Below are 12,963 nucleotides of genomic sequence, written 5' to 3'. Positions count from 1 at the left end.
GTGCGTGGAAACCATCCGGTTAACAAGCGCGGTTAAGAATGTCCCCTGACAAGGACCTGTAACAAGGACTTGCAACAAGGACTTGGCGGGCCGGCGATTGCCGATTTTGCGTAATTTTGGACGGTCCGTTCGGGGCAAGGGGAAAATCGATGTCGATGAGGATTGCTGTGGCGCTGGCCGCCACCGTCGGGGCTGGGGTCTTGATGTCGACGGCGGCGCAGGCGCGGCCGGAAATGGTGGGGACGCACCTGGCTGACTATTCGCCGGGCACCATCGTGGTCAAAACCAACGAGCGTCGGCTCTATCTCGTCCTCGATAACGGCCACGCCGTGCGCTACCCGGTCGGCGTCGGCAAGTCCGGCAAGCAGTGGGCCGGCACCACCCGCATCGACGGCAAGTACCGCAATCCGGCCTGGGCGCCGCCTGCCGAAGTGAAGCGCGACAAGCCGAGCATCCCGGACGTCATCCCGGGCGGCTCGCCGCGCAATCCGATGGGCGTCGCGGCGATGACGCTGTCCGGCGGTGAATATGCCATCCACGGAACCAACGTGCCGGGCTCGATCGGCGGCTTCGTCTCCTATGGCTGCATCCGCATGCTCAACGACGACATCACCGATCTCTACAGCCGCGTCTCGGTCGGCACGACGGTGGTCGTGACGCGCTGATCGCCGGCATCAGGGCGAGACAACAAGAGCCGCGTCTTTCGACGCGGCTTTTTTGTTACCAGAAGCGCCAGCTCCGCGCGCACCAGCCGTCACGATGGCCGCCATTGTAGCTCCGCGCATAGCCGCCGGCGAGCAACGCCGCCGAGACATTGGCCGTGCGTTTGGTCGCGACGTCAGCAAGAACGCGGCCGTATTTGTCAGGTCCGAGATTGGTGATCGTCACGCCACCCTGGCCGAGCAGGTCGCGGAGCGCGGCGGCGGCGGCTTCAGCCTTGTCGAGTTCTTCCTGGCAGGAGGCTTTCATCTCAGGTGCATCGATGCCGCGCAGGCGAACGCGCGCGACGAGATCGCGGCCATCGCGTTGATGCACGCGCGCAAGGAAGGTGTCGCCGTCGATAGTCCGGATGACGTCGACCGGCTCGCGACGATCGGGATGGCCGGCCTGCCGGAGCACGATCTCGGCATCGCCGGTGCGACCGTCGTCTACGTGCGGGACAAGCCAGTTCGTTCCGTCGCGGAAGGTGAGCACAATCGCCGCGACAACACCGACCACGAACATCCACGGCAACAGCCCCGAGAAACGGCGACCGAACGGCGAGCCGCTGTATGAAGGCCGATATGGGTGGCTTGGATCGAAACGCGACATCCGCGCACGCTAGGGCTGAGTCGGGCAGTCCGGCAAGCGAGCCTCAAAAGACAAGCTTCAGAAGTCGGAAGCGATGCCCTTGCGCTCCCAATCGCCATAGCGGGTCGGCTCGGGTCCTTTTGGCCCCTGCAACTCCTTTGGCGCCGCCTGGGCGTCGTTTTTGGCTCGGACTGCCGCAGCCTGCCGTCGCGCTTCGGCCTCGGCCAGCGCACGCTGGGCGGCCGGCGTGAGCTGCTTGCGGTCGGGAACGGAAGGCTGGTCACTCATCGTCGGCTTTCTAGCGCGGGGCGGCCCGCGACGCGACGCCCAATAACGCATTCCTGAAATGGCTCTGAAAGGGCTGAAAAACCCGGAAGCGATTCTTACATTTGGCATATTCGCGTGCCAGAGATCACCTCCTCAAGGCATGCGCCCATTACGGCGAACTGCCGCTCGCTCAGAACCTTGTTTCCGCATGCCTTCTCAACGTTTCGCTCCTCCATCCGAAGTGCCCGGTCTCGCGGCGCGGCGGATTGCCGCCGACATCGTCGACGGCGTGCTGCAAAAGCACCGCACGCTTGACGAGCAGCTCGACGGCAGCGGCGCCCATCCCGGACTGAAGACGCTCCCCGACCGCGACCGCGCGCTGATGCGCCGCCTGGTCGCCACCGTGCTGCGCCGGCTCGGCACGCTCGGCCATGTGCTGTCCCGCCTGCTCGACAAGGGCATTCCCTCCGACGCGCCGCGCGCGCAGAGCGCGCTGTTGATTGGCGCCGCCCAGATCCTCTGGATGGACGTGCCCGATCACGCAGCCGTCGATCTCTCCGTTCGCCTCGTGCAATCCGACCGGCGCGCCGCGCGCTATGCCGGCCTCGTCAACGCCGTGCTGCGCCGCTGCGCCCGCGAGGGCAAAGCGCTGGTGGACGAGGTTGCCGCGCAGTCGCTGGACCTGCCGCCCTGGATGGTCGCGCGCTGGAGCGCGCATTACGGCGAAACAGTCGCAAGAGACATGGCGCTCGCGCTCAGCCACGATCCTTCGCTGGATCTGACTGTGAAGTCGGACGCCGCGCAATGGGCGAGCCGGCTCCATGGCGAAGTCCTGCCGACCGGATCGGTGCGTACGGTGCTGCACGGCGCAGTGACCATGCTTCCCGGCTTCGCCGAAGGACAATGGTGGGTGCAGGACGCTGCCGCTGCGCTGCCGGCCCGGCTGTTCGGCGACATCAAGGGCAAATCCATCGCCGATCTCTGCGCCGCTCCCGGCGGCAAGACCGCGCAACTGGCGCAGGCCGGCGCGCATGTCACGGCCATCGACCGCTCGCCGGCCCGGGTGGCCCGGCTGCGCGAGAATCTGACGCGGTTGTCGCTCCAGGCCGAGACCGTCGTCGCCGACGCCGCGGAATGGTCCGGCCCTGCCGATGGCTTCGACGGCATCCTCATTGATGCGCCTTGCACATCGACCGGGACGATCCGCCGCCATCCCGACGTATCCTGGCTTCGGCAGGAATCCGACATCGCCGCAATGACGGCGCTTCAGCGGCGGCTGCTGCAAAAATCGGTCTCGCTGCTCAAGCCCGGCGGAACGCTGGTCTACTGTACCTGCTCGCTGGAACCCGAAGAGGGCGAGCATGCGGTCGCCGCGCTGATGGCCGCAGAGCCTGGGCTTCGCCGGGTTCCGATCGATGCGTCCGAGGTGTCGGGACTCAGCGAGATCGTCACCGCCGAGGGCGATCTGCGCACTCTGCCCAGCCATCTGCCAAACGCTGATCCCAAGCTCGGCGGGCTCGACGGATTTTTCGCGGCCCGGCTCGTTAAATCCTGATTTTGCACTGGATTTTGCAACCACGGCGCTGATTCGCGTCGTTCAAGGTGGTGTCGGCCGTCCGATTTTGGGATTAATAAGGATTCGTCGGAATCCTCTCCCCCATCAAGGCAAGGCGTGTCGGTCGCTCAACGCAGACGTATCTCGACGCTGGTGATGAACCGCTTCGCGCGGAACATGCTCGCGCGCGCGAGCGGCGGTTCCGTCGCCCTGTCGCGGGTCTGGCCCGGCCGCGCCGACCGGTTGATCATCGCGCCGCATGATCTGCGCACCGCGGACGCGACCCGCGCCGCCGAGATCTATGCCGGCCGCTTCGTCTTCGCCGGCAAGATCGTCAACTGCCACGGCCGTTCGATCTTCGATCTCGAGCCGCCGTCGGAGGATTGGGAGGTTGCGCTGCTCGGCTTCGGCTGGCTGCGCCATTTGCGCGCCGCCGACACCGCGCTGACGCGCGCGAATGCGCGCTCGCTGATCGAGGACTGGATCGGCAACCCGGCTAGCAAGCGCCGTCCCGTCGCGCGACGCGCCGACGTGCTGGCGCGACGCGTGATCTCCCTGCTGTCGCAGGCGCCGCTGGTGCTCAACGATACCGACAACAAATTCTACCGTCGCTATCTGCGCGCGCTGGCGCGCGAGATCCGCTTGCTGCGCTACACCATGGTCAACATTCCCGACGGAGTGCCGAAGCTCCAGGTGCTGATCGCGCTGTGCTATGCGGCGCTGTGCCTCGCCAACCAGGCAAGTCACATCCGCAGCACCTCGAAAAAGCTCTCGGATGAATTGCAGCGGCAGATCCTGCCCGACGGCGGGCATGTCTCGCGCAACCCGGGCGCACTGATCGAGCTGTTGATCGACCTGTTGCCGCTGCGGCAGACCTTTGCCGCGCGCAACATCGCGCCGCCGCCCGCGCTGCTCAATGCGATCGACCGCATGATGCCGATGCTCCGCTTCTTCCGCCACGGCGACGGCAATTTCGCGCTGTTCAACGGCATGAGCGCGACGCCCTCGGACCTGCTCGCGACGCTGCTTGCCTATGACGACACCCACGGCGCGCCGATGTCGAACATGCCGCATACCGGTTTCCAGCGCCTTGATGCCGGCCAGACCACTTTGATCATCGACACCGGCCCGCCGCCGGCGGCCGGCGTCAGTCACGACGCCCATGCCGGCTGCCTGTCGTTCGAACTATCCTCCGGCATCAGCCGCATCGTCACCAATTGCGGCATGCCGACCACGGGCCGCGACAATTGGCGGCCGTTCGCACGCGGCACGGCGGCGCATTCGACGCTGACCTATCACGACACCTCGTCATGCCAGTTCGTGGAGATGTCGGCGATGAAGCGGCTGTTGCACGGTGCTCCGGTCACCAGCGGCCCCGTCGAAGTCGAGAGCTATCGCGAAATCGTGCAGAACGGCACGCTGCTCACGACGTCGCATGACGGCTACCTCACAAAATTCGGCGCGATCCACCGCCGCGTGCTGATGATCGCCAATGACGGCGCACGCATCGACGGCGAGGACACGCTGTCGCCGCCGCAAGGCGGACGCTTCAAGGGTCCGGATGCCGATTTCGCGCTGCGATTCCATCTGCACCCGGCGGTGAAGGCGAGCCGGCTGTCCGACGCCCGCGGCGTCATGCTGGTGCTGCCGAACCGCGACGTCTGGACCTTCGAGGCGCTCGACGACAAGGTCGAGCTGGAGGACAGCGTATCCCTGGCCGGCAATGACGGCCCGCGCCGCACCGCGCAGATCGTGATCCGTCAGGATGCGCGGCAGGCGCCCTCGATCCGATGGAGTTTTGTCCGCTCCACCGCCTCGCCGGCGATCACGAATGCCCGCAGAAATGCGCGGCGGGAGCCGGAACTTCCGCTGTAGACGCATGTGATTCGGCCCGATCTGAACGTTGTGAAAGCGACCGAAAACTGCTATCGAGCCCTCGCTCGCGCGACTGGCGACCTTGGATGGAGCACCATCGGGAAGCGCGAGACTGAGAAGCCGCGCGCCTGGGCATAGACACTCCTTCAGACAGAGGATCTTGCTCATGACTGACCAACCCCGCCGCGTCACCCGCGCCCTTCTCTCCGTTTCCGACAAGACTGGCCTGATCGAATTCGCGAAGGCGCTTGCCGCGCAGGATGTCGAGTTGGTCTCGACCGGCGGCACCGCGAAGGCGATCGCCGCGGCCGGCCTCAAGGTGAAGGACGTCTCCGAACTGACCGGCTTCCCGGAAATGATGGATGGCCGGGTCAAGACGCTGCATCCGAAGGTGCATGGTGGCCTGCTCGCGATCCGGGACAACAAGGACCATGCAGAAGCGATGACGGCGCATGGCATCGCGCCGATCGATCTCCTCGTCGTCAATCTCTATCCGTTCGAGGCCACCGTCGACAAAGGCGCGGGCTTCGAGGATTGCATCGAGAACATCGACATCGGCGGCCCCGCGATGATCCGCGCCGCCGCGAAGAACCACGACGACGTCGCCGTCGTGGTCGAGGCGCAAGACTATCAGGCCGTGCTCGATGAGCTCGCCGCCAACAAAGGTGCGACCACGCTGAAGTTGCGTCGGCGCCTTGCCGCCAAGGCTTACGCGCGCACCGCGGCTTACGACGCCGCGATCTCGAACTGGTTCAACCGCCAGCTCGAGATCGACGCGCCCGATTTCCGCGCCTTCGGCGGCAGGCTGATCCAGTCGCTGCGCTATGGCGAGAATCCGCACCAGACCGCGGCGTTCTATGCGACCCCCGACAAGCGGCCGGGCGTCTCGACCGCGCGGCAGCTCCAGGGCAAGGAGCTCTCCTACAACAACATCAACGACACCGATGCCGCCTATGAATGCATCGGCGAGTTCGACGCCAAGCGCACTGCGGCCTGCGTCATCGTCAAGCATGCCAATCCCTGCGGCGTCGCGGAGGGCTCCGACCTGGTCAGTGCCTATCGCAAGGCGCTGGCCTGCGATTCCACCTCGGCCTTCGGCGGCATCATCGCGATGAACCGCGCGCTCGATGCCGACACCGCGCGCGAGATCACGAAAATCTTCACCGAGGTGATCATCGCACCTGACGCAAGCGAGGAGGCGATCGCCATCATCGGGGCGCGCAAGAACCTGCGCCTGCTGCTCGCCGGCAGCCTGCCCGACCCGCGCGCGCCGGGCCTCACCGCCAAGACGGTGGCGGGCGGTCTCCTCGTGCAGAGCCGCGACAACGCCGTGGCCGACGACATGACTTTCAAGGTTGTCACGGAGCGCGCGCCTACTGATGCCGAGATGCGCGACCTGAAGTTTGCTTTCCGTGTCGCAAAACACGTCAAGTCCAACACCATCATCTACGCCAAGGATCTCGCCACCGTCGGCATCGGCGCCGGCCAGATGAGCCGGGTCGATTCAGCGCGGATCGCGGCACGCAAGGCTCAGGATGCGGCCGCCGAGCTGAAGCTCGCCGAACCGCTCACCAAGGGCTCGGTGGTGGCGTCGGATGCGTTCTTCCCGTTCGCCGACGGCATGCTCGCCTGCATCGAGGCCGGCGCCACCGCCGTGGTGCAGCCCGGCGGCTCCATGCGCGACGACGAGGTCATCAAGGCCGCCGACGAGCACGGCATCGCCATGGTATTCACGGGCACGCGGCATTTCAGGCACTGATTGATTGGCATACGGGCTATTCGATCGAATTCGTCATTGCGAGCGCAGCGAAGCAATCCAGAATCTTTCCGCGGAGAAAACCTGGATTGCTTCGTCGCTTCGCTCCTCGCAATGACGGGAATGAATCGCGGTAGCGTGGCTACTCCCGCACCCGCATCAATAGCGCCAACCCCGCGACGAAGAACACCACCAGAACGGCCATGCCGGCCTTCTGGCTCGCCGTCACCGCGGTGATTACGCCGATCAGCAGCGGGCCGATGAAGGACGTCACTTTCCCCGTCAGTGCGAACAGACCGAAATACTGCGCGATGCGGTCCTTCGGCGCGAGACGAATCAGGAGCGTGCGCGAGGCGGCTTGCAGCGGACCACCGGCCGCACCGATCAGGCAGCCCAGCACGAGATAAGCGCGCTCTGACGCAGCGGCGAACAATGCACCGCCGGGCGCGGGCGGCGCGACCTTGATGAAGAAGATCGAATCCTTGTCGACCAGCAGGATCGCCGCCAGCGCCAGCAGCAGGATCAGCATGCTGCCGGCGATCACGCGCTTCGGCCCGAAGCGATCGTCCAGCTTGCCGCCAAACCACGCGCCGAACGCGCCCGCGATCGCGAGCATGATCCCGAACGTGCCGATCTGGATCGTGTGCCAGCCGAACGTGCCAGCCGCATAGATGCCGCCGAAGGCAAACAGCGACACCAGACCGTCGGTGTAGATCATGTTGGCGAGCAGAAACGCCGCGAGCGATTTCTGCTGCGGCAGCCCCTTGATCGATTGCTTCAGCTCCGACAGGCCTTCGTGCAGCGCCTCGCGCACCGGGCGCTTCGCCGGATAGTCGGGTGTGAACAGGAACATCGGCGTCACGAAAATGATGAACCAAAGCCCGGTCAACGGTCCGGCGGCGCGGTCGCCCTGATGGCTGACGGGATCGAGCCCGAACAGAGGCGTGAGACCGAGCAGCGTGCGGCCGGTCTCGGGATTGGCCGCGAGCAAGCCGAGCACGATGATCAGGCTGACGATGCCGCCGACATAACCCGTCGCCCAGCCGGTGCCGGAGAGCCGCCCGATGCGCTCCGGCGGCACCAACGTCGGCATCATCGCATTGTTGAAGAGAGTGGCGAATTCCGCGCCGACGCTGGCGAGCGCGACCGCGGTGAGCAGCGGCGGAATGATCGAGGGATCGCCGGGCTTGCCGATCCACAGCGTGCAGGATGCCAGCACCAGCACTGCGCCGAATCCGGCGATCCATGGCTTCCTGCGGCCCGAAGCATCGGCGATAGCCCCCAACACCGGCGACATCAGCGCGATCGCGAGGCCCGCGGCAGCCATCGCAAAGCCCCACAGCGATTGCCCGGTGGCGGGATTCGGCGCAATGCCGGTGGCGAAATAGGGCGCGAACACGAAGGTCGTGATCAGGGTGAAATAAGGCTGCGCGGCCCAGTCGAAGAAGATCCAGCTGACCACGGCGCCGCGCGGCGGATAGGTCCGCTGCGCGCCGGCGATGCGCGCATCCGGGGCGATCGTCGTCACTCCATAATCCTCATCACGAACAGTTTTGCCTCTGTCGGGGCAAACCGTATAGCATTGCCGCGCTGCATGTGAACTGCCCATGGCCATTGCGGAAGTTTGATGATGTCGTCTTTCTCGACACGGCGGACATTTTTCGCCTTCCTTGCCACTCTGGCGTTCGGACTTCCGGCCGCGACCGCGCAGGATGCGCGGCGGGCCTATGTGCCGCCCGCGCTCGACACGGTGCATGCCGTTCCCGCCGAACACGGCATGGTGGTGGCGCAGGAGAAAATCTCCGCGCAGGTCGGCGCCGACATCCTGCGGCGCGGCGGCAACGCCGTCGATGCCGCGGTCGCGACCGGCTTTGCGATGGCCGTGACCTATCCGCGCGCCGGCAATATCGGCGGCGGCGGCTTCATGCTGATTCATTCGAGCGAGCGCAACGAAGACATCACGATCGATTATCGCGAGACCGCGCCGGCTGCGACCACGCCGCAGATTTTCCTCGGCGCCGACGGCAAGCCCGATGCGGCGAAGTCGCGGGATTCCGCGCTCGGCGTCGGCGTGCCCGGCACCGTCGCGGGTCTTGCGCTAGCCCTGGAAAAATATGGCTCGGGCCGGTTCACGCTGGCGCAACTGCTCGAGCCCGCGATCGGGCTCGCCCGCGATGGCTTCCTCGTCGGCGACGACATTGCCGACACGCTGCCGGGCTGGCACAAGCGGCTGGTGCGTTGGCCCTCCTCGGCCAGGATCTTCTCGCGGCCCGATGGCACGCCGCTCGGCGAAGGCGACAGGCTGGTGCAGAGCGATCTCGCCGAAACGCTGTCGGCCGTCGCCGCACAGGGCCCGCGCGGTTTCTATGAGGGGCCGGTCGCGGAAAAACTCGCCAAGGCCGTGACTGACGCGGGCGGCATCATGACGCCGGCCGATTTGAAATCCTATCAGGCGGTCATCCGCGCACCGGTGCGCGGCACTTATCGCGGCTATGACATCGTGTCGATGCCGTTGCCGTCGTCGGGCGGCGTGGTGCTGGTGGAGACGCTCAATATTCTCGAAGGTTTTCAGCTCGCTGATCTGAAGCAGGGGTCGCCGGCCTCGCTGCATCTGCTGATCGAGGCCATGAAGCGCGCTTATGCGGACCGGGCGCGCTATCTCGGCGATCCCGCCTTCGTCAACGCGCCGATCGGGACGCTCACCGCCAAAGACTACGCCGCGAAGCTGCGGGCAACCATCTCCGCCGATCGCGCCACGCCGTCGAAACAGCTCGTTTCCACCGCGACCTCACCGCATGAGGGCAGCAACACCACGCATTTTTCCGTCGTCGACGGCAGCGGCAACGCCGTCAGCAACACCTATACGCTGAACTTCAGCTACGGCGTCGGCCTCGTCGCCGACGGCACCGGCGTGCTGCTCAACAACGAGCTTGACGATTTCACAGCGGCGGTCGGCGCTTCCAATGCCTATGGCCTTGTCGGCTTCGAGGCCAATTTGCCCGGGCCGGGCAAGCGGCCGCTGTCCTCGATGTCGCCGACCATCGTCCTGAAGGACGGCAAGCCGGTTCTGGTGACGGGCTCGCCGGGCGGCAGCCGGATCATCTCGACCGTGCTCCAGGTGATCGTCAACGTCCTCGATTACAAAATGGACGTCGCGGCTGCCGTGGCCGCACCGCGGCTGCATCACCAATGGTTGCCCGACGAGGTCCGGGTCGAGGGCGGCTTCCCCGATCATGTGCTGCTCGAGCTGAAGGCGATGGATCATCTCATCGTCGCGCCGATGGGGCAGACATCGGCGAATTCGATCGCGGTGACCGCCAACGGTCCGCTCGGCGCGCCTGATCCGCGTAGCCGAGGTGCGGAAGCAGCGGGGCAGTAACTCTGTCCTTGCATGGCGCGAAGGCCGGTGGCCGGCTTGCGCGCGCCGCCGCGCGTGCTACCACCGCGAGGCCAAAGAAACTACGAAAGAAAACACTGTCGGGAAACGCACATGACCACAGTTGATCCGAACCAGCGCATCGAACGCGCCGAGATCGAGGACACCAGCCTTCTTGCCTTCTACCGCGACATGAACGCGCCGGAGCGGCGGACGTTCTGGGCCTGCGCCGCAGGCTGGGCGCTCGACGGCATGGACTTCATGATCTATCCGCTGGTGATCGGCACCATCATCGCGCTGTGGAAGGTCGATGCGGGATCGGCCGGGCTCGCCGGCACCGTGACGCTGTTGGCCTCCGCCATCGGCGGCTGGCTCGGCGGCTATCTCTCCGACCATATCGGCCGGGTCAGAACGCTCCAGATCACCATCATCTGGTTCTCGTTGTTCTCGCTGGTCTGCGCGGTCGTGCAGAATTTCGAACAGCTCCTGATCGCACGCGCGGTGCTGGGCCTCGGCTTCGGCGGAGAGTGGGCAGCGGGCGCCGTGCTGATGGGTGAAGCGATCCGGCCGCAATATCGCGGGCGTGCGGTCGGCTCGGTGCAATCGGGCTGGGCGGTCGGCTGGGGCCTTGCAGTGCTGTCGCAGGCGATCCTGTTCTCGGCTTTGCCGGCGGAGACAGCGTGGCGCTGGATGTTCGTGATCGGCGCGCTGCCGGCGCTGCTGGTGTTCTACATCCGCCGCTCCGTGACCGAGCCGGAGATCGCGGCTGAGGCCCGCGCCAAGCAGGCCGCGAGCGGCAATCGTCCGGCGCTCTGGGAAATTTTCTCGGGCCCGATCCTGAAGACCACGATTCTGGCGTCGCTGATGGCGACGGGCTGCCAGGGCGGCTACTACGCCGTCACCTTCTGGGTGCCGCAGTTTTTGACCAAGGAGCGGCATCTGTCGATCGTCGGCTCGACCGGCTATCTGTCGACGCTGATCATCGGCTCCTTCATCGGCTATCTCACCGGCGCCTGGCTCGCCGACCGGATCGGACGACGCAATCTCTTTCTGACCTTCTCGATCGGCGCGATCGCGGTTGTGCTGCTTTACACGCAGCTGCCGCTCACCAACGAAATCCTGTGGGTGCTCGGCTTCCCGCTCGGCTTTTTCGCCTCGGGCTATTTCTCCGGCGTCGGCGCGTTCCTGACCGAGCTTTATCCAACGCGACTGCGCGGCTCTGGCCAGGGGTTCTGCTACAATTTCGGCCGCGGCATCGGCGCGCTGTTTCCGTTCCTGGTCGGAGCGCTATCGGCGACGACGTCGCTTGCGAATGCGATCGCGATGTTCGCGGTGGTGGCTTACGCGCTGTTCTTCATCGCCGCCTTCGCGCTGCCGGAGACGCGCGGGCGCGTGCTGCACGCGGACTAATGCAGGCAGCTATCGTCCGACCTGATACGGCCCGCCCTTTTCGAGGGCGCGGCTGTACGCTGGCTGCGCGTGAATGCGCTCCAGGAACGCCATCGCCTTGGGATGGCCGAGTTCGAGCCCGCCGCGCGCCTGGGCTGCTTCGAGCGGAAAGCTCATCTGGATGTCGGCGGCGGTGAACTCGTTGCCGGCGAACCACTCGCTCTTCGCAAGCTCGCCTTCCCAATAGTCCATGTGCTGCTTGAGCTGCGGATTGACCAATGCGGTGAGCGCCTGGTTCGAAACCTTGCGCACCAGCGGGCGGAGCAACGCCGGCGCACGCTTCGGCATCAGGGTGAACAGCAGCTTGAGCAGCAGCGGCTGCATCGCAGAGCCCTCCGCATAGTGCAGCCAATAGGTGAAGCGCAGCCGCTCCGGCGTGTTCGGCGGCGGGACCAGCCGGCCGTTGCCGTAGGTGGCGATGAGATATTCGATGATCGCGCCTGACTCGGCGATAGTGTTGCCGTTGTCGGTGATGACGGGCGACTTGCCGAGCGGATGGATGGCGCGAAGCTCCTTCGGCGCGCGCATGTCAGGCTGGCGCTCGTAGCGCACGATCTCGTAGGGCACGCCCAACTCCTCGAGCAGCCACAGCACGCGCTGCGAGCGGGAATTGTTGAGGTGGTGAACGGTCAGCATCGCGTGGTCCCCGGGGCTAGGCATGGTCGATCGGCCGCGCGTTCGTGCCAGCCCGGGAACACAATGTCGAGCCATCCGGTCGGATATTTTTATCCGGGTATATTGACCTTTGTAATTCACCCGGGTATTAAAGTCGCCACCGTGACGAAAATGGCAATGATTCCAATGCAGAAGACTTTCACCGCTTTCCAGGGGCATCGCCGTCTGGTCTCCGGGCCGGCCGGAGAGGTCGCGCTGGTCATCAAGCGGATGGCCGAGCGGCCGGACGAGCCCATCGTCATCTTCGAGGACGCTACAGGCCGGTCGATCGACTTCGATCTGCGCGGTGGGGACCGCGAGGTGCTGGCGCGGCTCGCGAAGCTTGTGCCGCCGCCGGTCGAGGAGACCCCATCGCCGAGCGAGCCGCGCGGCCGCGGCCGGCCGAGGCTCGGCGTGGTCGCGCGCGAGGTGACGCTGCTGCCGCGGCACTGGGAGTGGCTCAGCGCGCAGCCAGGCGGCGCTTCGGTCGCGCTGCGGAAACTCGTCGAAGAGGCGCGGCGCGCCAGCGGCGCCAAGGACCGCGAGCGGCAGGCGCGCGATGCGGCCTATCACTTCATGTCGACCATGGCCGGCAATCTGCCGCAGTTCGAGGAGGCATCGCGCGCGTTGTTTGCGGATGACCGGCGGCGTTTCACCGGACTGATCGCAGATTGGCCCGCCGACATCCGCGACCACATCGTCAAGCTCGCCTATAGCGATCGCGCTTAGGCGCGCGCCTTC

General features: G+C 65.9%; 11 protein-coding genes and 1 riboswitch. Of the genes, 7 read left to right on the top strand and 4 right to left on the bottom strand.

Features of this window, described 5'->3' with window-relative positions; genetic code table 11:
* The first annotated feature begins 149 nt into the window (after positions 1-149).
* Positions 150-665 (top strand): L,D-transpeptidase, encoded by a 516-nt coding sequence (locus IVB45_RS00275; protein ID WP_027566299.1) that lies wholly within the window; start codon positions 150-152, stop codon positions 663-665.
* 55 nt (positions 666-720) lie between these two features.
* Here IVB45_RS00275 and IVB45_RS00270 read toward each other — a convergent pair whose 3' ends face one another.
* Both IVB45_RS00270 and IVB45_RS00265 read right to left on the bottom strand, forming a co-directional pair.
* Complete coding sequence (locus tag IVB45_RS00270) at positions 721-1,311, bottom strand: thermonuclease family protein (protein WP_247357325.1); 591 nt, start codon at positions 1,309-1,311, stop codon at positions 721-723.
* A gap of 57 nt (positions 1,312-1,368) precedes the next feature.
* Positions 1,369-1,578 (bottom strand): DUF1674 domain-containing protein, encoded by a 210-nt coding sequence (locus IVB45_RS00265; protein ID WP_027566297.1) that lies wholly within the window; start codon positions 1,576-1,578, stop codon positions 1,369-1,371.
* A 187-nt stretch (positions 1,579-1,765) separates the two neighbouring features.
* On the opposite strand from IVB45_RS00265, the gene IVB45_RS00260 reads away from it, so the two are divergent.
* The 3 genes from IVB45_RS00260 (at position 1,766) to purH (ending at position 6,746) form a co-directional block, all read left to right on the top strand.
* Positions 1,766-3,112 (top strand): RsmB/NOP family class I SAM-dependent RNA methyltransferase, encoded by a 1,347-nt coding sequence (locus IVB45_RS00260; RefSeq protein WP_247357326.1) that lies wholly within the window; start codon positions 1,766-1,768, stop codon positions 3,110-3,112.
* 156 nt (positions 3,113-3,268) lie between these two features.
* Positions 3,269-4,987, top strand: coding sequence for a heparinase II/III family protein (locus IVB45_RS00255; protein ID WP_247285459.1), 1,719 nt, complete (start codon positions 3,269-3,271; stop codon positions 4,985-4,987).
* A 59-nt stretch (positions 4,988-5,046) separates the two neighbouring features.
* A riboswitch (ZMP/ZTP riboswitch) is annotated at positions 5,047-5,128 on the top strand.
* Positions 5,129-5,153: 25 nt separating this feature from the next.
* Entirely contained in the window at positions 5,154-6,746 is a 1,593-nt protein-coding gene (purH, locus tag IVB45_RS00250; protein WP_247357327.1) for a bifunctional phosphoribosylaminoimidazolecarboxamide formyltransferase/IMP cyclohydrolase, read from the top strand.
* A 139-nt stretch (positions 6,747-6,885) separates the two neighbouring features.
* On the opposite strand, the gene IVB45_RS00245 is transcribed toward purH, so the two are convergent.
* Positions 6,886-8,271: an MFS transporter gene (locus tag IVB45_RS00245; protein ID WP_247357328.1), complete on the bottom strand. Its 1,386-nt coding sequence runs from the start codon at positions 8,269-8,271 to the stop codon at positions 6,886-6,888.
* Between the two features lie 99 nt (positions 8,272-8,370).
* Here IVB45_RS00245 and ggt point away from each other — a divergent pair, with 99 nt between their 5' ends.
* Positions 8,371-10,122 carry a gamma-glutamyltransferase gene (ggt, locus tag IVB45_RS00240; protein WP_247357329.1) on the top strand — a complete coding sequence of 584 codons (1,752 nt, stop codon included), beginning with the start codon at positions 8,371-8,373 and terminating at the stop codon, positions 10,120-10,122.
* 111 nt (positions 10,123-10,233) lie between these two features.
* Positions 10,234-11,529: an MFS transporter gene (locus tag IVB45_RS00235; RefSeq protein WP_027566291.1), complete on the top strand. Its 1,296-nt coding sequence runs from the start codon at positions 10,234-10,236 to the stop codon at positions 11,527-11,529.
* A gap of 9 nt (positions 11,530-11,538) precedes the next feature.
* Here the strand turns inward: IVB45_RS00235 and IVB45_RS00230 are convergent, their stop codons facing one another.
* On the bottom strand, positions 11,539-12,204 hold the full coding sequence (locus tag IVB45_RS00230; RefSeq protein WP_247357330.1) for a glutathione S-transferase: 666 nt from the start codon (positions 12,202-12,204) through the stop codon (positions 11,539-11,541).
* 150 nt (positions 12,205-12,354) lie between these two features.
* On the opposite strand from IVB45_RS00230, the gene IVB45_RS00225 reads away from it, so the two are divergent.
* A complete protein-coding gene (locus IVB45_RS00225; RefSeq protein ID WP_247357331.1) occupies positions 12,355-12,951 on the top strand; it encodes a DUF2239 family protein in 597 nt (198 codons plus the stop codon).
* Positions 12,952-12,963: the final 12 nt, after the last annotated feature.

The organism is Bradyrhizobium sp. 4 (assembly GCF_023100905.1).
Taxonomy (GTDB): Bacteria; Pseudomonadota; Alphaproteobacteria; order Rhizobiales; family Xanthobacteraceae; genus Bradyrhizobium.
The sequence above is the reverse complement of the archived record's forward strand: the minus strand, read 5'-3'. Positions and strand labels throughout refer to the sequence as shown.

Coding starts and splice junctions, on each gene's coding strand:
- IVB45_RS00275 (WP_027566299.1), top strand. CDS start 150: ATGTCGATGAGGATTGCTGTGGCGCTGGCCGCCACCGTCGGGGCTGGG.
- IVB45_RS00270 (WP_247357325.1), bottom strand. CDS start 1,311: ATGTCGCGTTTCGATCCAAGCCACCCATATCGGCCTTCATACAGCGGC.
- IVB45_RS00265 (WP_027566297.1), bottom strand. CDS start 1,578: ATGAGTGACCAGCCTTCCGTTCCCGACCGCAAGCAGCTCACGCCGGCC.
- IVB45_RS00260 (WP_247357326.1), top strand. CDS start 1,766: ATGCCTTCTCAACGTTTCGCTCCTCCATCCGAAGTGCCCGGTCTCGCG.
- IVB45_RS00255 (WP_247285459.1), top strand. CDS start 3,269: ATGAACCGCTTCGCGCGGAACATGCTCGCGCGCGCGAGCGGCGGTTCC.
- purH (WP_247357327.1), top strand. CDS start 5,154: ATGACTGACCAACCCCGCCGCGTCACCCGCGCCCTTCTCTCCGTTTCC.
- ggt (WP_247357329.1), top strand. CDS start 8,371: ATGATGTCGTCTTTCTCGACACGGCGGACATTTTTCGCCTTCCTTGCC.
- IVB45_RS00235 (WP_027566291.1), top strand. CDS start 10,234: ATGACCACAGTTGATCCGAACCAGCGCATCGAACGCGCCGAGATCGAG.
- IVB45_RS00230 (WP_247357330.1), bottom strand. CDS start 12,204: ATGCTGACCGTTCACCACCTCAACAATTCCCGCTCGCAGCGCGTGCTG.
- IVB45_RS00225 (WP_247357331.1), top strand. CDS start 12,355: ATGGCAATGATTCCAATGCAGAAGACTTTCACCGCTTTCCAGGGGCAT.